This window comes from Streptomyces sp. NPDC039480, assembly GCF_055597165.1.
Genome location: NZ_JBVITX010000002.1, coordinates 579,088 through 599,149, shown reverse-complemented (window position 1 = coordinate 599,149; position 20,062 = coordinate 579,088). Strand labels below are relative to the sequence as shown.

General features: G+C 70.6%; 18 protein-coding genes. 10 read left to right on the top strand and 8 right to left on the bottom strand.

Annotated features, from left to right (window positions below):
• Positions 1 to 15 precede the first annotated feature (15 nt).
• Complete coding sequence (locus tag ACZ56E_RS08790; RefSeq protein WP_471212488.1) at positions 16 to 1,590, bottom strand: S8 family peptidase; 1,575 nt, start codon at positions 1,588 to 1,590, stop codon at positions 16 to 18.
• Positions 1,591 to 1,858: 268 nt separating this feature from the next.
• Between ACZ56E_RS08790 and ACZ56E_RS08785 the strand changes: the two genes are divergently transcribed.
• From ACZ56E_RS08785 to ACZ56E_RS08775, 3 genes are all read left to right on the top strand, one after another.
• The gene (locus ACZ56E_RS08785; RefSeq protein WP_471212486.1) at positions 1,859 to 3,094 is read left to right on the top strand and encodes a threonine synthase; all 1,236 of its coding nucleotides are present in this window, start codon (positions 1,859 to 1,861) and stop codon (positions 3,092 to 3,094) included.
• A 90-nt stretch (positions 3,095 to 3,184) separates the two neighbouring features.
• Positions 3,185 to 4,240 carry a hypothetical protein gene (locus ACZ56E_RS08780; RefSeq protein WP_471212484.1) on the top strand — a complete coding sequence of 352 codons (1,056 nt, stop codon included), beginning with the start codon at positions 3,185 to 3,187 and terminating at the stop codon, positions 4,238 to 4,240.
• Between the two features lie 2 nt (positions 4,241 to 4,242).
• Positions 4,243 to 5,352 (top strand): beta propeller repeat protein, encoded by a 1,110-nt coding sequence (locus ACZ56E_RS08775; protein WP_471212482.1) that lies wholly within the window; start codon positions 4,243 to 4,245, stop codon positions 5,350 to 5,352.
• Between the two features lie 130 nt (positions 5,353 to 5,482).
• On the opposite strand, the gene ychF is transcribed toward ACZ56E_RS08775, so the two are convergent.
• Positions 5,483 to 6,571: a redox-regulated ATPase YchF gene (gene ychF, locus ACZ56E_RS08770; RefSeq protein ID WP_468609267.1), complete on the bottom strand. Its 1,089-nt coding sequence runs from the start codon at positions 6,569 to 6,571 to the stop codon at positions 5,483 to 5,485.
• A gap of 425 nt (positions 6,572 to 6,996) precedes the next feature.
• Between ychF and ACZ56E_RS08765 the strand changes: the two genes are divergently transcribed.
• Complete coding sequence (locus ACZ56E_RS08765) at positions 6,997 to 7,476, top strand: DUF6542 domain-containing protein (RefSeq protein ID WP_471213120.1); 480 nt, start codon at positions 6,997 to 6,999, stop codon at positions 7,474 to 7,476.
• Positions 7,477 to 7,504: 28 nt separating this feature from the next.
• On the opposite strand, the gene ppgK is transcribed toward ACZ56E_RS08765, so the two are convergent.
• Together ppgK and ACZ56E_RS08755 are read right to left on the bottom strand one after the other, a co-directional pair.
• Positions 7,505 to 8,245 carry a polyphosphate--glucose phosphotransferase gene (ppgK, locus tag ACZ56E_RS08760; RefSeq protein WP_468609271.1) on the bottom strand — a complete coding sequence of 247 codons (741 nt, stop codon included), beginning with the start codon at positions 8,243 to 8,245 and terminating at the stop codon, positions 7,505 to 7,507.
• Positions 8,246 to 8,286: 41 nt separating this feature from the next.
• Positions 8,287 to 9,279: a 4-hydroxy-3-methylbut-2-enyl diphosphate reductase gene (locus ACZ56E_RS08755; protein ID WP_471212476.1), complete on the bottom strand. Its 993-nt coding sequence runs from the start codon at positions 9,277 to 9,279 to the stop codon at positions 8,287 to 8,289.
• A 97-nt stretch (positions 9,280 to 9,376) separates the two neighbouring features.
• On the opposite strand from ACZ56E_RS08755, the gene ACZ56E_RS08750 reads away from it, so the two are divergent.
• From ACZ56E_RS08750 to ACZ56E_RS08735, 4 genes are all read left to right on the top strand, one after another.
• Positions 9,377 to 10,780, top strand: coding sequence for an APC family permease (locus ACZ56E_RS08750; RefSeq protein ID WP_471212474.1), 1,404 nt, complete (start codon positions 9,377 to 9,379; stop codon positions 10,778 to 10,780).
• A 350-nt stretch (positions 10,781 to 11,130) separates the two neighbouring features.
• Positions 11,131 to 12,339, top strand: coding sequence for an exodeoxyribonuclease VII large subunit (xseA, locus tag ACZ56E_RS08745; RefSeq protein WP_471212472.1), 1,209 nt, complete (start codon positions 11,131 to 11,133; stop codon positions 12,337 to 12,339).
• A 9-nt stretch (positions 12,340 to 12,348) separates the two neighbouring features.
• The gene (locus ACZ56E_RS08740) at positions 12,349 to 12,621 is read left to right on the top strand and encodes an exodeoxyribonuclease VII small subunit (RefSeq protein ID WP_471212469.1); all 273 of its coding nucleotides are present in this window, start codon (positions 12,349 to 12,351) and stop codon (positions 12,619 to 12,621) included.
• A gap of 188 nt (positions 12,622 to 12,809) precedes the next feature.
• On the top strand, positions 12,810 to 13,400 hold the full coding sequence (locus ACZ56E_RS08735) for a malonic semialdehyde reductase (RefSeq protein WP_468609281.1): 591 nt from the start codon (positions 12,810 to 12,812) through the stop codon (positions 13,398 to 13,400).
• A gap of 82 nt (positions 13,401 to 13,482) precedes the next feature.
• Here the strand turns inward: ACZ56E_RS08735 and ACZ56E_RS08730 are convergent, their stop codons facing one another.
• On the bottom strand, positions 13,483 to 14,010 hold the full coding sequence (locus ACZ56E_RS08730; RefSeq protein WP_471212466.1) for a DUF4245 domain-containing protein: 528 nt from the start codon (positions 14,008 to 14,010) through the stop codon (positions 13,483 to 13,485).
• A gap of 166 nt (positions 14,011 to 14,176) precedes the next feature.
• Between ACZ56E_RS08730 and glpX the strand changes: the two genes are divergently transcribed.
• Positions 14,177 to 15,208, top strand: a complete 1,032-nt coding sequence (gene glpX / locus ACZ56E_RS08725; RefSeq protein WP_127909988.1) for a class II fructose-bisphosphatase — start codon at positions 14,177 to 14,179, stop codon at positions 15,206 to 15,208.
• An 82-nt stretch (positions 15,209 to 15,290) separates the two neighbouring features.
• Here glpX and ACZ56E_RS08720 read toward each other — a convergent pair whose 3' ends face one another.
• Entirely contained in the window at positions 15,291 to 15,704 is a 414-nt protein-coding gene (locus ACZ56E_RS08720; protein WP_471212464.1) for a WhiB family transcriptional regulator, read from the bottom strand.
• Between the two features lie 151 nt (positions 15,705 to 15,855).
• A complete protein-coding gene (locus tag ACZ56E_RS08715) occupies positions 15,856 to 16,512 on the bottom strand; it encodes a DUF1707 SHOCT-like domain-containing protein (protein ID WP_471212462.1) in 657 nt (218 codons plus the stop codon).
• A gap of 192 nt (positions 16,513 to 16,704) precedes the next feature.
• Here ACZ56E_RS08715 and ACZ56E_RS08710 point away from each other — a divergent pair, with 192 nt between their 5' ends.
• Complete coding sequence (locus ACZ56E_RS08710) at positions 16,705 to 18,372, top strand: fumarate hydratase (RefSeq protein WP_471212459.1); 1,668 nt, start codon at positions 16,705 to 16,707, stop codon at positions 18,370 to 18,372.
• A gap of 95 nt (positions 18,373 to 18,467) precedes the next feature.
• Here the strand turns inward: ACZ56E_RS08710 and ACZ56E_RS08705 are convergent, their stop codons facing one another.
• On the bottom strand, positions 18,468 to 20,018 hold the full coding sequence (locus ACZ56E_RS08705; RefSeq protein WP_471212457.1) for a ricin-type beta-trefoil lectin domain protein: 1,551 nt from the start codon (positions 20,016 to 20,018) through the stop codon (positions 18,468 to 18,470).
• Positions 20,019 to 20,062 lie beyond the last annotated feature (44 nt).

The window sequence follows — 20,062 nt, the reverse complement described above, 5'->3', positions numbered from 1 at the left end:
GCGCTTCTCCCGGTGTCAGAACTGCAGGCTCCAGGAGTCGATCTTCCCGGTGTCCTGCGCCGCGTTGTCGCTGACCCGCAGCTTCCACGTGCCGTTGGCCGTCTCCGAGGAGGCGTTCACCGAGTACGTGGTGTTGATGTTGTCCGAACTGCCGCCGGTGCCGTAGCCCTTGAGGGTGTAGGCGGTTCCGTCGGGGGCGATCAGCTGGACCTGGAGGTCGCCGATGTACGTGTGCTGGATGGTGACCGGCACGCTCAGGGCGGCGGGCGCGTTGCCCGGGACCTCGGTCACGGTCACCGGGGACTCGGCCGTGGCGTTGTCCTGGATCGCGTAGTCCGTGTCGTTCGTGAACTTCTTGCCCGGCGGGTTGGTCGAACCCCCGGTGACGTTCAGGAGACGGTTGGGCGAGCCCGTGCCCGGGCTGGTGACGACGCCCGTCGAGGAGGCGCTGACGAGGGCCGAGGACACCTGCGCCGGGGTCGACGAGGGGTTCTGGCCCAGGTAGATCGCGGCCGCGCCCGCGACGTGCGGGGAGGCCATCGACGTACCGGAGATGGTGTTGGTGGCGCTGTCGCTGGAGTTCCACGTCGAGGTGATCGAGGAGCCCGGGGCGAAGATGTCGAGGATGCTGCCGTAGTTCGAGTAGCTCGCCCTGGCGTCGGTGCTGGTCGTGGCACCGACGGTGATGGCCTCCGCCACGCGCGCGGGCGACTTGGTCGACGCGTCCGTCGACTCGTTGCCCGCCGCCACGGCGTAGGTGATGCCGGACGCGATGGAGTTGCGCACCGCCGTGTCGAGCGCGCTGTCGGCGCCGCCGCCGAGCGACATGTTGGCGACGGCGGGCTTGACCGCGTTCTTGGTCACCCAGTCGATGCCCGCGACGACCTGCGCCGTGGTCCCGGAGCCCTGGTTGTTCAGGACGCGGACGCCGACGACCTTGGCCTTCTTGGCGACACCGTGCAGGGTGCCCGCGACGGTGCCGGCAACGTGCGTGCCGTGGCCGTGGCCGTCCTGCGCGGTGTTGTCGTTGTCGATGGCGTCATAGCCGTAGGAGGCGCGGCCGCCGAAGTCGGTGTGGCTGATGCGGACACCGGTGTCGATGACGTACGCGGTGACACCCTCGCCCGCGGAGTCCGGGTAGGTGTACTTCTGGTCCAGCGGCAGGGTCTTCTGGTCGATGCGGTCCAGGCCCCAGGACGGCGGGTTCGTCTGGGTCGCGGAGGCGGTGAACGTCCGGTTCTGGACGACCGCGTCGACCGCCGGGTCGGCCGCGAACTTCTTCGCCTCGGCCTCCGAGAGCTCGACCGCGTAGCCGTTGAGGGCCTTGTCGTAGGTCCGCTCGATCTTCGCGCCGTACTGCTTGGCGAGGGCCTTGCCCGCGGCGGAGCGGGCCTTCGGAGCGTCCTTGTCGAGGCTCACGATGTAGCTGTTCTTGATCACGCCGGGTGCGCCGGCGTTCTCGATCGTGCCTTCCGCCCGGTCCGGCTGGGCGTTCGCCGGGAGGGCGGAGACGACGCCGAGGGCGAGGGCCGCGACCGCTGTCGCGCTGATCCCGGCCAGTCTTCGGCGGTTATGACGCATCACTGCCATCTGAGGGGTCCTCCTCAATAGGTGGTGCGCTGGTGGGGGATTGGTGCCGTGGTGCCCACACTCGCGGGGACATGCGGCAGGGGCATGTCAATGTGACGCGCCTGCTCTTGCCTCCGTCGGGACGAAAGATTGGCGGATCCATAGGAATCCCACAAGAGTCAGGACCGGACGTAACACAGTGGTGGAGCGCTGCGGTGACACCCCCACAGCAGCTGCCCCGCGCCCCTCTCGTCCCAGCTTCAACAACCGCCCCGACTAGCCTGCCCGCATGACAGACGCGCCGGACGCCTCGACAGCCACGACCGCCCTGCCCGACTTCACCTGCCCGGCCGACGGAACGCGCGTACCTGCGGGCACGCTCGCCTGGTCGTGCCCCACCTGCCGCGGCCCCCTCGACCTGGACTTCTGTCCCGTGCCCGCGCCCCTCGACGCCCTCGCCGGGCGGGTCAACTCCCTCTGGCGTTACGCGGAATGCCTGCCGCTCCCCGCCCCCGCGATCTCCCTCGGCGAGGGCCGCACGCCCCTCGTGCCGCTCGTGGGGCCGGTTTCGGCCAAGCTGGACTTCCTGATGCCGACGCTCTCCTTCAAGGATCGCGGGGCGGTCCTGCTCGCCGCCCTCGCCCAGCGCCTCGGCCCCGACCGGGTGATCGCCGACAGCAGCGGCAACGCGGGCACGGCCGTCGCCGCGTACTGCGCGCGTGCCGGGCTCGACTGCACCGTGTACGTCCCCGCCGGGACGTCATCGAAGAAGCTGGAGCAGGTCCGCGCGCACGGGGCGCGCCTCGAAGTCGTCGAGGGCGGCCGCGAGTCGACGGCTCTCGCCGCGCGGGCCGCGGCCGACGAGCCGGGCACGTTCTACGCCTCGCACGTCCACAATCCCTACTTCCTCCACGGCACCAAGACCTACGTCCACGAACTCTGGGAGGACCTCGGCGGCCGCCTCCCCGACGCCCTCGTCGTCCCCGTCGGCAACGGCACGCTGCTGCTCGGCGCGGCCCTCGCGGTGCAGGAGCTGTACGTGGCGGGCCTCCTCGCGCGACGCCCCGCGCTGTACGCCGTGCAGTCCGCGGCGGTCGCGCCGCTCGCGGCGGCGTGGGGGGCGGGGGCGGACGACTTGGTCGGTGCGCACGGCCTGGTCGCCGCGGACGGTCCGGTCCGGGAGAACGACCTGGTCGGCGAGGGCGACCAGGTCCGTGAGACCCCGGTGGCGTCGACCCCAGTGGTGTCGACCGCCGTGGCGTCGACCCACGCGGAGGGCATTGCGATCCCCCGCCCGCTCCGCGCCCGCCAGATCCTGCGCGCGGTACGCGAGTCGGGGGGCGCCTTCCTGACGGTGACGGAGGACCGGCTCGTCGCGGCCCAGCGGGACCTGGCCGCGCGGGGCCTCTACGTCGAGTCGACGGGCGTGGCCTGCTGGGCAGCTGTACGGGACGGGGCGCTCGGGGACCGGACGACGGTGGTGCCGCTCTGTGGGGCGGGGGTGAAGTCGGGGATGGCGGGGTGACACTGTTCCGGCCGCGATCGGCCGGATGCCGCCTGTGCACGGGTGTGAGCATGCCAATAGCGTGTGCGGCCTTCGGTCCTGGGGGGTCCCGTGAACGGTCTCCGTGCGATGGTGGTCGGCCTTGTGATCGTGTGCGTCGCGTTCGTGTCGCCGGCCGCGGCGGTGACACCGGGCTGGTCGGCGCTGCCGGTGCCGCCGGTGACGGCCCCGACGGTGACCGTGAAGGATCTCGCCGCTCGCGGTCCTGGCGAGGCCTGGGCGAGCGGATACGAGCACGCCACCGACGGGCTGCGGCCGATGCTGTACCGGTGGAACGGCACGGCGTGGAGCCGGGACACGACCTTCCCCGGCGCCGGGGACCCGGGCTGGCTCGGCGAGGTGCAGTTCGTCGGCGATGAGGTGTGGATCTTCCAGAACAACCGCGAGGGCGCGGGCCAGATCCTGCGCCGCTCGGCGGCCGGCTGGAGCGTGGTCCCGCTGCCGCAGACCATGTGGAACTACCAGGACTTCGCCGCGGTACCGGGCGCCGCGTGGGTGGTCGGCGAGGACGAGACCGGGCTGAAGGTGCTGCACTACGACGGTTCCCGCTGGACCACCCAATCCGTCCCGGACGGCGTGCACTTCGTGGCGGGGATCGCCGCGCGGACCGCCACCGACGCCTGGGCGTGGGCGGACACCAGCACCGGGACGACGATCCTGCGCTGGGACGGCACGGCGTGGCGGGACGCGGAGGTACCGCTCCCGGCCAACAGCAACGTGCACACGATCCTGCCCGAACGGTCGGGCCGCACCACGATCAGCGGCACCCAATACGCCGACGGCGCCCAGAGCACGTACATCCTGACCTGGAACGGCCGCACCTGGCGCACGAGCCACCCGCCGCTGGGCGACACCCACACCGAGGCGCTGGTGCGCGGCCCGGACGGCGCGCTGTGGCTGCCGGTGCGCAGCGACCGCGCGTTCCAGTCGAAGTACGCGCGGCTCGACGGCTCCCGCACCACCTTCTCGTACGGCCCGGAACGCACGAACGCGATCAACGTCAAGCCGACGGCGCTGACGCGGGCCGGCGCCTCGCTGCTGTCCTTCGGAACCGTCGAGATCTACGGCTCGAAACCGAACCTGATGAGCGAGCGGCTGGGAGGCTGACCATGGCACGCAGACTGCTCGTCGCGGCCCTCGCCGTCGCCATGACCCTCGTGACCGTCATGGCCTCGGCCGCGGCGGAACCCGGGTCCTGGCGGCACGTCCCGGTCCCGGCCGAGGTGCGGCCGCAGGCCGGACTGAACGAGGCGGTGGCGTTCGGCCCCGACCGGGCGTGGGCGGTGGGCACCGACGCGGTCGGCCGCGAGGCGCCGGGCTTCCCGCTGCTGCTGCGCTGGGACGGAACGGCGTGGCACCACCAGAAACTGCCGGGCGGCAGCTGGCAAGGAGAACTGCTGTCCGTCTCGTCCGCCTCACCGACCGAGACCTGGGCAGTGGGCCGCGACACGGCGGGCGCCGCGCGCCTGCTCCGCTTCGACGGCAAGACCTGGCGCGAGAGCCGGGCCCCGCGCGACGTCACGCTGACCAAGGTCGTGGCGGGCGGCGGCGAGACCTGGCTGATCGGTTCGCGGCCCGGCGCGCAGGTGCTGCTGCGCAGGGACGGTTCCGGCTGGCAGGAGATGCCGGTGCCGCCGGGATCCGTGTACGGCCTGCACGTCAAGGCGGCGGACGATGTCTGGGCCGCGGGCGACACACACGCGGGCGCGGCCGTCTCGCACTGGGACGGGCAGGCGTGGGAGCAGACGACGGTGTTCGGCTTCCCGCGGTCGGCCGTGAGCAGCGTGTACGCGGTCTCCGACACGGAGGTGTGGGCGGGCGGCACGGCCGGCTTCGTCGGCGGCCCGGTCGGCAAGCCGATCCCCCCGCTGCTGGTCCGCTTCGACGGGCAGACATGGAACCGGGTGACCGTCCCCACCGACTTCGGCTCGGTCACCTCGCTGACGCCGTCCCCGTCCGGCGAACTGGCCTGGGTCTCGGTGGCCCGCTCCCAGAAATACGGCCCACCGGGCAGCTGGCCCCCCTTCGTCTCGGGCCCGGACTTCCTCGCCTGGAACGGCCAGTCCTTCACCGGCCACGAGGAACCACCGGTCCCCGAAGAGGGCGAATCCCAACGCCTACACCTGACCCCGGTACCGGGCACGGGGACGGTGTGGTCGGTCGGCAGGGCCAACGGGCCCGGCGGCACATTCGCACCCCGCATCCTGCGGTTCGACTGACACCCCCTCGACCAAGCCGCCACCGTGGCCGGCATGCAAGACAAGAAGGGTCCGGCCCCGAAGAGCCGGACCCTTTCTGACCCGCGTGTCCGCTGGATCAGCGAAGTGCACGAAGTGGTGATGTCATCCGCTACACATTGAAGCGGAACTCCACCACATCCCCGTCCTGCATCACATACTCCTTGCCCTCCATGCGGGCCTTGCCCTTGGCGCGGGCCTCGGCCACCGAGCCGACCTCTACCAGGTCCTCGAAGGAGATGATCTCCGCCTTGATGAAGCCCTTCTGGAAGTCGGTGTGGATGACACCGGCCGCTTCGGGGGCCGTGGCGCCCTGGGGAATGGTCCAGGCGCGGGATTCCTTGGGGCCTGCCGTGAGGTAGGTCTGGAGGCCGAGGGTGCGGAAGCCGACGTGGGCGAGGGTGGCGAGGCCGGGCTCTTCCTGGCCGACCGACTGGAGGAGTTCGAGGGCCTCCTCGTCGTCGAGCTCGGCGAGGTCCGCCTCCAGCTTGGCGTTGAGGAAGATCGCCTCGGCGGGAGCGACCAGGGCGCGCTGCTCGGCCTTGAAGTCGTCGTCCGTCAGCTCGTCCTCGTCCACGTTGAAGACGTAGAGGAACGGCTTCGTGGTGAGGAGGTGCAGGTCGTGGAGGAGCTCCGTGCGCTCCGAGCCCTGGACGATGCCCTGGGAGAAGAGCGTGTCGCCGCGCTCCAGGATCTCCTTGGCCTCCTCCACCGCCTTCACCTTCGGGGCGATGTCCTTCTTGATCCGCGACTCCTTCTGGAGGCGGGGAAGCACCTTCTCGATCGTCTGGAGGTCGGCGAGGATCAGCTCGGTGTTGATCGTCTCGATGTCGTCCTTGGGCGAGACCTTGCCGTCGACGTGCACGACGTTCTCGTCCTTGAAGGCGCGGATGACCTGGCAGATCGCGTCCGACTCGCGGATGTTCGCGAGGAACTTGTTGCCCAGGCCCTCGCCCTCGCTCGCGCCGCGCACGATGCCCGCGATGTCGACGAAGTCGACCGTCGCGGGGAGCACCTTCTGGGAGCTGAAGATTTCCGCCAGTTTGGTCAGGCGGGGGTCCGGGACGCCTACCACGCCGACGTTCGGCTCGATCGTCGCGAACGGGTAGTTGGCCGCAAGGACGTCGTTCTTGGTCAGGGCGTTGAACAGGGTCGACTTGCCGACATTGGGCAGACCGACGATTCCGATCGTGAGCGACACGTTGCGACTTCCCGTACGTGAGGGATGTGGATGGTGGGCGGCCCGGTGGGCCGGAGCGGCCTGGGGGCGATCCCCCAGTCTACGGCGTGCCGCCGCCGCCCCCGCCTGCCCGTCGCCTCCCCTTCGAACGCATGGCCAAGGTCGGCCCAAAGGCGTGTCCCACGCCGGATTCGGCGCCATACCCCGCCTAGGTTGGTCCAGTGGAGCAACACAGGACGCGTCCCCCTCAGCCCGCACCCAAGACCGCGCGGTCCGCATCAGGGACCGCCTCACCGGCCCGGCCGCCGCGCCGGACCGCACCGCTGCCCCCACAGGGCGGGCCCGTGCCGGGCGCGGTGTACCGGGCCGCGCCCCGCCCGCGCCGCCCCGTCCCGCCGTTCCTGCGCGCCCTGCGCCGGGCACCGCTGTACCGCTCGCTGCGCCGCATGCCGAACCCCCGTCTGACCGGGCTCGGCAGCGGGCTCTTCTGCACGGCGGTGATGTTCCTGCTCGCCTGTCTGCTCCGCCTGGTCGGGGCGGACTCCGTCGTCGCGTACGGCGTGCTGTTCCTGCCCGTGGCCGCGCTGACAGCGCTCTGGGTGCGCCCGGCCGACCTGGTCACCGCCCCGATCGGCGTGCCGATCGCCTTCGCGGCCGGCGTGCTGCCCGTCTCCGGGGGCTCGGGCGGGTTCGGCGGCCAGTTCATGGGGCTCGTGACGACGCTGGCCCTGCACGCCGGCTGGTTGTACGGGGGGACGCTCGTCGCCGGGATCATCGTGACCGTACGGAAGGTCAGGCTGATGACTCAGCGGCGGCAGGAGCGTCTCGCAGGACCGGGCCCGGCCCCGGGTCCAGGCCCGGGTCCGGGGCCGGGTTCAGGTCCCTCAGCGGGGCCGGCCCGCGGGAAGCGCCTGCCGACTACTTAGGAAGGCCACCGGAAGGCCCACCGGGGCGCTACGCCTCGGCCGCCGCCATCGCCGCCCCGACAATGCCCGCGTTGTTCTGCAGCTGCGCCGGGACGATCTCCGCCGAGATGCCCTCGATGAGCGGCAGGAACTTGTGCGCCTTGCGGCTCACCCCGCCGCCGATGATGAACAGCTCCGGGGAGAACAGCATCTCCACGTGCGCGAGGTACTTCTGTACGCGGTGCGCCCAGTGCTCCCAGCTCAGGTCCTCGTCCTCACGGGCCTTGGACGACGCCTTCTTCTCCGCGTCGTGGCCGTGCAGCTCCAGATGGCCGAGTTCCGTGTTCGGGACGAGGCGGCCGCCCGTGAAGAGCGCGCTGCCGATGCCCGTGCCGAGCGTGAGCAGGATGACCGTGCCGGTACGGTCGCGGCCCGCGCCGAAGTGCATCTCGGCGACGCCCGCCGCGTCCGCGTCGTTCAGGACGGTGACGGGGACTCCGCCGAGCCGGTCGGAGACCAGCGTGCGGATGTCCTTGCCGATCCAGCTCTTGTCGACGTTGGCGGCGGTCCGCGCCGTGCCGCCCGTGATCACGCCGGGGAAGGTCGCTCCGACGGCTCCCTTCCAGCCGAAGTGCTCCACGACCTCGCACACACCGTCGACCACCGCCTCCGGAGTCGCCGGATGCGGTGTCAGTACCTTGTGCCGTTCCTGTGTCAGGTCTCCACGATCCAGGTCAACGGGAGCGCCCTTGATCCCGGATCCGCCGATGTCCACACCGAAGATCTGCATGGCTCCCACCGTACGGGTCGCGCGCCCGCGGAGCCTGTCTTTCAGCGCTGGGACAGCTCGGCCGCTTCGGCGCGCAGGTCCCTGCGGAGCTCCTTGGGGAGGGAGAAGGTGATGGACTCCTCGGCGGTCTTCACCGTCTCCACGTCTTCGTAGCCCCGCTCGGCGAGCCACTCGATGACGCCGTCGACGAGGACGTCCGGCACGGAGGCGCCCGAGGTCAGGCCGACCGTGGTGACGCCTTCCAGCCAGGCCTCGTCGATCTCGTCGGCGTTGTCGACGAGGTGGGATGCGGCGGCGCCTGCGTCCAGGGCGACCTCGACCATGCGGATGGAGTTCGAGGAGTTCTTGGAGCCGACGACGATGACCAGTTCCGCGTCCTCGGCGAGCTTCTTCACCGCGGTCTGGCGGTTCTGCGTGGCGTAGCAGATGTCGTCGCTGGGGGGCGAGAGGAGATTCGGGTACTTGCCCTTCAGGGCGTCGACGGTCTCCATGGTCTCGTCCACGGAGAGGGTGGTCTGGGAGAGCCAGACGACCTTGTCCGGGTCGCGGACCTCTACGTTCGCGACGTCCTCGGGGCCGTCGACCAGCGTGATGTGGTCGGGCGCCTCACCCGACGTACCGATGACTTCCTCGTGGCCCTCGTGCCCGATGAGGAGGATGTCGTAGTCCTCCTTGGCGAACCTGACCGCTTCCTTGTGGACCTTCGTGACCAGCGGGCACGTCGCGTCGATGGTCGCCAGCTTGCGCTCGGCGGCCTCCGCGTGGACGGTCGGGGCAACGCCGTGCGCGGAGAACATCACGATGGAGCCCTCGGGGACCTCCGCCGTCTGGTCGACGAAGATGGCGCCCTTCTTCTCCAGGGTCTGCACCACGTACTTGTTGTGGACGATCTCGTGGCGGACGTAGATCGGGGCCCCGTACTGCTCCAGGGCCTTCTCGACGGCGATCACGGCACGGTCCACGCCCGCGCAGTAGCCACGGGGAGCGGCGAGCAGGACACGGCGGGAGCCAGGCGTAGCAGTCATGCCCCCCATCGTAAGGCCGCGTCCAGCGCGTCAAAGATCGCCCGGTTGGGGAGACTGGGGACCTGCGTTGATCCACGCGTTCGATCCACGGAGGCACGGAGGCACGATGTCCGGACAGTCCGCCAGTACGGGAGCCCATGCCGAGCCCGCGGGGGGCGCCGAGCCTCCACAGGGGGACGGGCTGCGGCGCAGTCTCGGCTTCCGGGACCTCGTCGTCTACGGACTGCTCTTCATCGCCCCCATGGCGCCGGTCGGCGTCTTCGGGACTCTCGACGCGAAGTCGCACGGCGCGGTCGCCCTCGTCTATCTGGTCGCCACGGTCGCGATGGCGTTCACCGCGTTCAGCTACGCCCAGATGGTGCGTGTGGTCCCCCAGGCGGGGTCCGTCTTCGCCTACGCGCGCGCGGGGCTCGGAAAAGGGCCCGGGTTCATCGCCGGGTGGATGGCGATGCTGGACTACCTCCTCATCCCGGCGGTCGCGTACCTCTTCTCCGGGATCGCCATGAACTCGCTGGTGCCGTCGGTGTCCCGGTGGGTGTGGACGGCCCTCGCGGTGCTCATCACGACCGCGCTGAACCTGTGGGGCGTGCGGACGGCGGCGCGGGTGGGCTTCGCGGTGCTCGCGATGGAGGTCGTGGTGCTGCTGGTGTTCGTGGTGGCGGCCGTGGTGGTGCTGATCCGGGACGGGGCGCAGCGGGACTGGCTCTCGCCGCTGACGGGAGACGGCTCGCAGGGGGCGTTCGCGCTGTCGGCGGTGGTGGGCGCGGTGTCGATCGCCGTCCTCTCCTATCTGGGCTTCGACGCCATCGCGTCCTTCGCGGAGGAGGTGACGGGCGGTTCGGCGAAGGTCGCTCGGGCGGTGCTGTTCTGTCTGACGCTCGCGGGTGTGCTGTTCGTCGCCCAGACGTATCTGGTGGCGCTCCTGGAGCCGCTGTCGTCGGCCGAGCTCGCGGCGGACCCGGGCAAGCAGGGCACGGCGTTCTACGACTCCGTGGACTCGGCCGCCGGGGCGTGGCTGCACGACCTCGTGGCCGTCAGCAAGGCGATCGGTGCGGCGTTCGCGGCGCTGGCGGGGCAGGCTGCGGCGGGGCGACTGCTCTTCGCGATGGCGCGGGAGCGGCGGCTGCCGAGGGTCCTTTCGAAGACGGACTCCGGTACGCCGCGGGTCGCGCTGCTGTGTGCGGCCGTGGTGACGATGGTGGCCGCGGTGTGGGCCGCCCGCAGGGACGACGGCATGGACCACCTGGTGTCGGTGGTCGACATCGGGGCGCTGACGGCGTTCCTGCTGCTCCACGCGAGCGTGGTGGGCTGGTTCGCGCTGCGCCACCGGGACGCTGCGTTCAGCTGGTGGCGGCATGTGTTGGTTCCCGTGCTCGGGGCGGCGATCGTGGTGGCGGTCATTTGGGAGGCGTCTGCCTCTGCGCAGGTGGTGGGGGCGGTTTGGTTGGTGGTGGGGGTGGTTGTGCTCTTGGTGCAGGGGCGGGGGCGGGAACGGGCGGGGGTCGTCTGAGGTGGCGTGCCGGGTGCGGGGCTGTTGTGGCTGGTCGCGCAGTTCCCCGCGCCCCTGAGGCCGTCTGTCCTGGGGTCGACTGTCGTGTGCGGGTCCGATGTGGTTGTCGCGCAGTTCCCCGCGCCCCTGGGGAGCCTGTCCTGGGGTCGCCTGTTGAGTGCGGGTCCGACGTGGTTGCTCGCGCAGTTCCCCGCGCCCCTGGGGAGCCTCGCCCGTGCGTCCACCTGCGGGTGCGTCGTGGGTGCTCGCGCCGTTCCTCGCGCCCCTTTAGCGGCACCTGGGCTCCGCCCCCGTGAGCGGCGAGGTCTCGTGTACTCAGGGTTGTCGGTGGGGGCCGTTACGCTCGGTGTATGGCTCTCAACACGTCCGCGGACGCGCCGCTCCCCGTGGGGGAGGTGTCCCGGCTCATCGGCGGGTGGATCGACCGGCTCGGCGCCATCTGGGTGGAGGGACAGATCACGCAGCTGTCCCGCAGACCCGGCGCCGGCGTCGTCTTCATGACGCTGCGCGACCCGTCGCACGACATCTCGGTGAGCGTCACCTGTTACCGCCAGGTGTTCGACGCGGTGGCCGACGTCGTCTCCGAGGGCGCCCGCGTCGTCGTCCGCGCCAAGCCGGAGTGGTACGAGCGGCGAGGGCAGCTGTCACTGCGGGCCGCCGAGATAAAGCCCGTCGGCGTCGGCGAGCTGCTCGCGCGGATCGAGCAGCTGAAGAAGAGCCTGGCCAGGGAGGGGCTCTTCGCGCCGGAGCGCAAGAAGACGCTGCCGTTCCTGCCGCAGCTCATCGGTCTGGTCACCGGCCGTGCCTCGGCCGCCGAGCGCGACGTCCTGGAGAATGCCCGGCACCGCTGGCCAGCCGTCCGCTTCGAGGTGCGCAACGTCCCCGTTCAGGGAGTGCACGCCGTCCCGCAGGTCGTGCAGGCCCTGAAGGACCTGGACGCCCACGCCGGGGTCGACGTGATCATCGTGGCGCGCGGCGGCGGCAGCGTGGAGGACCTGCTGCCGTTCTCCGACGAACAGCTGGTGCGCGCGGTGGCCGCGTGCCGCACCCCGGTCGTCTCCGCGATCGGCCACGAGCCGGACAATCCGCTCCTCGACCATGTGGCGGACCTGCGCGCCTCGACACCCACCGACGCCGCCAAGAAGGTCGTGCCGGACGTCGGCGAGGAGTACGAGCGCGTGCAGTGGCTCAGGGACCGCGCCCGGCGCAGCATGGACGCCTTCCTGGACCGGGAGACCCGCGGTCTCGCGCACGCGCTGGGCCGCCCCTCCATGGAGCATCCGCACCGCATGGTGGAGGAGCGCGAGGAGCAGGTCGCGGCGCTCGTCGACCGCAGCCGCCGCACGCTCGGGCACCTCCTCGACCGGGCGGCGTCGGAGCTGACGCACACGCACGCGCGCGTGGTGGGCCTCTCCCCCGCCGCGACCCTCCAGAGGGGATATGCGGTGCTGCAGAAACCGGACGGCGCGGTCGTCCGCGCGCCGGACGAGGTCGGCGCCGACGACGAGCTCAGGGCGCGCGTGGCCGAGGGCGAATTCACCGTACGAGTCGACAATTAGGGTGGGCGCATGACCAGCAAGACGGACCAGGCCACAGACGCCGCCGACGCCACGGACGCGCTCGGCTACGAGCAGGCGCGGGACGAGCTGATCGAGGTCGTACGCCGCCTGGAGACCGGCGGGACGACCCTGGAGGAGTCGCTCGCCCTGTGGGAGCGCGGCGAGGAGCTGGCGAAGATCTGCCGGCGCTGGCTGGACGGCGCCCGCGCCCGGCTCGACGCGGCCCTGGCGGGGCCCGAGACGGACGACGACCCGGACGCGGACCCGGACGCCCAGGCCTGAGGCAGGACGCCAGGCCGGCAGTGGAGACGGCCACCCCCGCACCAAAACCGGCGCCACCTGCTGTTTGTGAACCGGATCACCGAACTCCAGTTTTGATTGAAAGTTGAACAGCATCAGCGTACTGTCGTCGTACGGGCTCGGAAACGTGCCCGGCAGACACACCCCCGTACGTCGAAGAAGGTTGATCCATGTCTCTCGTCCTTGACCCCGCCGCCCAGGACCTGCTCTTCCGCGAGGCCCGCACCGCGAACACCTTCACGGACGAGCCGGTCACCGAGGAGCAGGTCCAGGCGATCTACGACCTGGTCAAGTACGGCCCGACCGCCTTCAACCAGTCGCCGCTGCGCGTCACCCTGGTCCGCTCCCCCGAGGCCCGCGAGCGCCTGGTCCAGCACATGGCGGAGGGCAACCGCCCGAAGACGTCGGCCGCGCCGCTCGTCGCGATCCTCTCCGCGGACAACGAGTTCCACGAGGAGCTCCCCGCGCTGTTCCCGCACTTCCCGCAGGCCAAGGACGCGTTCTTCGCGGAGCGTCCGGTCCGTGAGCAGGCCGCGCTGGTCAACGCCACGCTGCAGGCCGGCTACTTCATCGTCGGCGTGCGCGCCGCCGGTCTGGCCGCGGGCCCGATGACCGGCTTCGACTTCGCCGGCGTCCAGAAGGAGTTCCTGGACGACGACCACACCCCGCTGATGATCGTCAACATCGGCAAGCCGGGCGACGACGCCTGGTTCCCGCGCTCGCCGCGCCTGGCGTACGACGACGTCGTCACCACGGTCTGACGCGACTGACACGTCTGACGCGTCTGACACGACATGCGAAGGGCCCCCGGCAGCGCGCCGGGGGCCCTTCGCATGTCCGCGGTCACTCGGCTCGGGACATCTTCAGCGACTCCGCCATCTTCGTCAGCTGCTTGAAGGACGCCGTGCCCGTGACCACCGTCGTGGCGCCCTTCTCGTCGGTCACCAGGGCGTCGTACTTCGAGCCCTCGTACCGCTGCCAGGTGCGGCCGCCGATCTCGTCGGTGGCGTCGGTCTTCGCGGCGTTCTGCGTGACCCGCTTGATGAACGCGGACGGCTTCTCCGTCGACTGCTCGACCGCCACGTACTCCTCGTCGGGGTCGAGGAAGCCCAGGTGCCACGCGTCGTGGTCCACGCCGTTGAACCGCACGGACGTCGGCTTCCACGCCTTGGCCAGGCCTTCGGGCGCCGCCACCGGGTACTCGGCGGCCCGCCGGGCCGTCAGGAGCTCCACGCGGTAGTCGACCCGCTTCACGGAGCTCTTGGACTCGTTGTGCGGGATGAAGATGTAGATCACGCCCGCGGCGAGCGCGATCACCACCAACGACCACAGCATGTTCTTGACGGTCTGAGTGCCTTGTCTTCCTGCCACGCACCCATGTTCTCAGGCGCCGCCCGCGCCCCCGCCCCCGGTCTCCGCCTTCCCGCCCGGTCCGCTCATGCGTGGGCCCCTCTGCTCATTTTGTCGGCCTACGGATAGAGTCGCCCTCATACCCTCACTTCCGGCCGTCGTCGTATCAGCAGAAAGGTGCGCTCCGATGACCGAGCATCATCTCCCGTCCGAGCTCGAGGTCTCCCCCGAGGCTCCCGACCGCAACCTCGCCCTGGAGCTCGTCCGGGTCACCGAGGCGGCCGCCATGGCCGCGGGCCGCTGGGTCGGCCGCGGCGACAAGAACGGCGCGGACGGCGCCGCGGTCCGCGCCATGCGGACCCTCGTCCACACCGTCTCGATGAACGGCGTCGTCGTCATCGGCGAGGGTGAGAAGGACGAAGCCCCGATGCTCTTCAACGGAGAGCGCATCGGTGATGGCACCGGCGCGGAGGTCGACATCGCCGTCGACCCCATCGACGGCACCACACTGACCGCCAAGGGCATGCCCAACGCGATCGCCGTGCTGGCCGCCGCCGACCGCGGCGCCATGTTCGACCCCTCCGCCGTGTTCTACATGGACAAGCTGGTCACCGGCCCCGAAGCCGCGGACTACGTGGACATCAACGCGCCCGCCTCGGTCAACATCCGCCGCGTCGCCAAGGCCAAGAACTCCTCGCCCGAGGACGTCACGGTCATGATCCTGGACCGCCCCCGCCACGAGGGCATCGTCAAGGAGATCCGCGAGACCGGCGCCCGCATCAAGTTCATCTCCGACGGCGACGTCGCCGGATCGGTCATGGCCGTACGCGAAGGCACCGGCGTCGACCTGCTCATGGGCATCGGCGGCACCCCCGAGGGCATCATCTCGGCCTGCGCCATCAAGTGCCTGGGCGGCGTCATCCAGGGCAAGCTCTGGCCCAAGGACGACGCCGAACGCCAGCGCGCCCTGGACGCCGGACACGACCTGGACCGCACCCTGTCCACCGACGACCTGGTCAAGGGCGACAACGTCTTCTTCGTCGCGACCGGCATCACCGACGGCGAACTGCTCCAGGGCGTCCGCTACCGCGCGGCCACCGCCTCCACGTCCTCACTGGTCATGCGCTCCAAGTCGGGCACCATCCGCAAGATCGACTCCGACCACCGGCTCTCGAAGCTGCGCGCCTACAGCGCCATCGACTTCGACCGGGCGAAGTAGCCCGAGCGGCTGCATCGGGCAGCTGCACCGAAGGGGGCGTCCCGTGCGGGGGACGCCCCCTTCGACGTACATCCAAGGGCCGCTATCCCGCCGCGGCGATGCCCGTCGCGTGTGCCGCCTTCTGGAGCTCCAGGTCGCGCCTGCGCCGGCGGGCCAGGACCACCCGGCGCTCGGCGGCGGTGAGGCCGCCCCACACGCCGTACGGCTCGGGTTGCAGGAGGGCGTGCTCGCGGCACTCGACCATCACGGGACAGCGGGCGCAGACGCGCTTGGCCGCTTCCTCCCGGGAGAGCCGCGCCGCGGTCGGCTCCTTGGACGGGGCGAAGAAGAGTCCCGCCTCGTCGCGACGGCACACGGCTTCGGTGTGCCATGGAGCGTCATCGTCCCGATCTCGCACGGGCACCCTTCCCCGAGCACTCGACTCCGCTCGTGCAGGGGATACCCCATCGCCCGGAACGGCGGCGACCTGCAGAGACTGACGCGACGGTTGCAGCACGGGTCTACTCCTGACGACGGCTTCGCGAGCGAGAGACGATGCAGCAAGCTCTACCCGCTGTGTGCGCGCCTATGCACTGAGTTCCGATGTCCGGAAGGCCGGCCTCCCCGTGCAGGGCCTGTGCGCCGCCCGTGCCGACGCCGGTGCCGGCTCAGTGTCCGAGGTGCTTGCGCATGCGCCGGTGCAGGTCGCGGACGAGCTTGCCGCGCCGGGGCCGTGCCTCGATGCTGCCCAGGACCGCGAAGCCGTCCACATAGACGACGGGGGCGTCCTGGTCCGGGGAGTCGAGCGTGTCCACCTCGAAGCTGCCGAGGACGCCGGTGCCGCTGCCGCGCAGCGACACGTTCTCCGGGACGCGGATCTCGACCGAGCCGAAGAGCGCGACGGCCTTGATGACCACCTGGCGCTGCTCGAATATCGCCTCGCTCAGGTCGATCTCGACGCTGCCGAGGATCGCGTACGCATGGGTGCGGCGGGCCACGCGCCAGCGGCCCCTGCGCACGGAGCCGCTGAGCACCGCGACGAGGTTCTCGTCCGCGACCGGCGGGACGACTCCGGGGGACGGCCTGGCCGGCGCGGGCTCCGGGGCCCGCCCCGGGGTGTGCGTCCCCTCGTGCGCCGCGGGCAGGTCGCTGATCAGCGGCCGCAGCTCGGCCGTGGTCTTGGCACGGTAGACCCCGTCGATCCGCTCGGAATGCTCCTCGGCGGTCAGGCGTCCCTCGGCCAGGGCGTCGCGGAGGATGTCCGCCGTGCGGTCCCGGTCGGCGTCGGATGCGCGGAGCACTGGAGGCTGCTTTTCGAGGTCCACGCGAGCAGCGTACCCAAACGCGATAGATCGCGACTAGCCCTGTATCGCGACTATCGCCGCCCGAGCGCGATGTGCGCTTGAACCGCTACTGAGCCTTACCTCACAGGAACGGTCCGGCACGCGCGTTCTACGCTGGTTGGCGCGTCGCCAATGGAGGCCGCGCCGCTGTCTGCCGAGTGAGGAATGGCCGAAATGCCAGAGTTTCAGTACTCCGATCTGCTTCCCCTGGGAGAGGACACCACCCCGTACCGGCTGGTGACCTCCGAGGGTGTCTCCACCTTCGAGGCCGACGGGCGGACGTTCCTCAAGGTCGCCCCGGAGGCGCTGCGCAAGCTCGCCGCCGAGGCCATCCACGACATCCAGCACTACCTGCGGCCCGCGCACCTGGCCCAGCTGCGGCGCATCGTCGACGACCCCGAGGCGTCGTCCAACGACAAGTTCGTGGCGCTCGACCTGCTGAAGAACGCGAACATCGCGGCCGCCGGCGTGCTCCCCATGTGCCAGGACACCGGCACGGCCATCGTCATGGGCAAGCGCGGCCAGAACGTCCTCACCGAAGGTGAGGACGAGAAGGCGCTCTCCAAGGGCATCTACGACGCGTACACGAAGCTGAACCTGCGCTACTCGCAGATGGCTCCCCTCACCATGTGGGAGGAGAAGAACACCGGCTCCAACCTCCCGGCGCAGATCGAGCTGTACGCGACGGACGGCGGCGCCTACAAGTTCCTCTTCATGGCCAAGGGCGGCGGCTCCGCCAACAAGTCGTTCCTCTACCAGGAGACGAAGGCCGTCCTGAACGAGGCCTCCATGATGAAGTTCCTGGAGGAGAAGATCCGCTCCCTCGGTACGGCGGCGTGCCCGCCCTACCACCTGGCGATCGTCGTCGGCGGCACCAGCGCCGAGTTCGCCCTGAAGACCGCGAAGTACGCCTCCGCGCACTACCTGGACGAGCTGCCCTCCGAGGGCTCCCCGACCGGTCACGGCTTCCGGGACAAGGAGCTCGAGGAGAAGGTCTTCGAGCTGACGCAGAAGATCGGCATCGGCGCGCAGTTCGGCGGCAAGTACTTCTGTCACGACGTGCGCGTGGTGCGCCTGCCGCGCCACGGCGCCTCGCTGCCCGTCGCGATCGCCGTCTCCTGCTCGGCCGACCGCCAGGCCACCGCGAAGATCACCGCCGAGGGCGTCTTCCTTGAGCAGCTGGAGACGGACCCGGCGCGCTTCCTCCCGGAGACCACCGACGAGCACCTCGACGAGGCTGCGGACGTCGTCAAGATCGACCTCAACCAGCCGATGGACGCGATCCTCGCCGAGCTCACCAAGCACCCGGTGAAGACCCGCCTCTCCCTCACCGGCCCGCTCGTCGTGGCCCGCGACATCGCGCACGCCAAGATCAAGGAGCGGCTCGACGCGGGCGAGGAGATGCCGCAGTACCTGAAGGACCACCCGGTGTACTACGCCGGTCCCGCGAAGACCCCCGAGGGTTACGCGTCGGGCTCCTTCGGCCCGACGACGGCAGGCCGGATGGACTCCTACGTAGAGCAGTTCCAGGCGGCGGGCGGCTCCAAGGTGATGCTCGCCAAGGGCAACCGTTCCCAGCAGGTCACCGACGCCTGTGACGCGCACGGCGGCTTCTACCTCGGCTCGATCGGCGGCCCGGCCGCGCGCCTCGCGCAGGACTGCATCAAGAAGGTCGAGGTCGTCGAGTACGAGGAGCTCGGCATGGAGGCGGTCTGGAAGATCGAGGTCGAGGACTTCCCGGCCTTCATCGTCGTCGACGACAAGGGCAACGACTTCTTCCAGAACCCGGCCCCCGAGCCGACGTTCACGCACATCCCGGTGCGGGGCCCGGGTCTGGCGTAGTACGGGGCGCGCCCCGTCACGGGCGCGGGGAACTGCGCGACCAGTCACGACGCGCCCGCAGCGAATGGACGCGCAGTTCCCGCGGAGTCAGGCTCCTAGGCGAACCGCTGGTTCGCCGCCCCCGTGCATTTCTGGAGCCGCACCGGCTCCTTGCCCCCCGCAAGGGTCAGACACAGCTCACTCGCAGCAGCGGGCCGCACCGTCCCGGTCTCCCGGACGAACTTCTGGTTGCCACCCCCGTGGCAGTTCCACAGGACGACGGCGGCGCCTTCCTTGTAGGCGCCGTCGGGCACGTCCAGGCACCGGTCCTGGGTCAGCCCGGTGTGCAGGGACCCGCGCTCCCTGTCGTACCACCACGTCTGGTTGCGATTGCCCGTGCAGTCCCAGCCCTGGACCTTCGTGCCGTTGCGGCTCTTCGAGGCGTCGACGTCGACGCAGGTTCCGGTGGCCTCGTTCTTCAGGGGCTTGAACACGTCGTCCCACGCCAGCTCGTACAGCTTCGGGCTGCCCGTGCTCGCCGGGTCCGCGCAACTGGCCTCACGCGCTCCGGAGTTGTGGATCTGGGTGAGGCAGGACGCGAAGGCGGCGTGGCCGCGGGCGTTGGGGTGGAAGGACTGGCGCACCGAGTTGGAGTCCGGCGGGAACGGGTTGGTCACGTCCACGTAGAGGCCGCGTGCCCAGGTGTCCTCCATGCAGACCTCGTGGCCGTGGAAGAGGCGCGAGTTGTCGAGGTAGGTCGCGCCCGCGTTCCGGGCGGCCCTGCGCATGCCGGTCTCGAAGGCGGGCACCGCGGTGTTGCGGCCCCACTCGGTGTCGGAGTCGTAGCCGAGGCCGCCGCAGGCGAGCTTGCCGGGGAACTTCGGGTTGTCGCGGAAGTCCGGGCCTATCGGGCTCGGGTAGCCCATGGTGACGAGCTTGTAGTCGCCCTCCTGGTAGCCCGCGTCCCTCATGACGGTCTTCAGGTCGCGGATGGACTGCTCGACCTTGGGCACGAGGGCGTCGACGCGCGCCTGCCAGCCGCCCTCGTACTTGCCGGCGCAGGGGCCCTGGCTGAGCAGATAGCGGGTGACGCAGTCCGTCATCACCGGGGCGAACTGCAGGTCGTCGTTGGCGCCGATGACGAGCAGGATCGTCTTGATCTTCGTGTTGCGCGCCTTGACGGCGAGGTTGTCGCTCTGGACCAGCTCGTCGGCGTACTGCTTCTGGCCGCCGATCCTGATGTTGACGGTCTGCGCGCCCGAGCAGGCGACGTTGTACGTGACGTCGGCCGGGATACCGGTGCGGTGGATCGCGGCGTCCGGCGAGCGGTGGCACCAGTTGTCGGGGCCGTCGGTGCCCGGTTCGTAGGTGCCGACGCCCTCGCCGGAGATCTCGCTGTCGCCGAGCGAGATCAGGCCGGTCTTGCGGTCGGCCATGGGGCGCTCGGCCGGGCTGCCGTACAGCTTGGTGGCCTCCGCCGCCCGGATCTTCTCCAGCTCGGGCGGCAGCGGGGTGGCGGCGGTCGCCCGCGCGTCGCTCCCGTCCGCCGCCTGCGCGGGTACGGCCGCCGCCGTGCCGAGCATGGCCGTCATCGCGACCGCCGCCGCGAACGAACATCGCAGGCGCCCACGGCCGCCTTTTCGGCCACTGTGTCTGATGCGCTCCATTGCGCCTCCCCGGTGTGGTGTTACCCAGGGTTTTACTGGTGGGT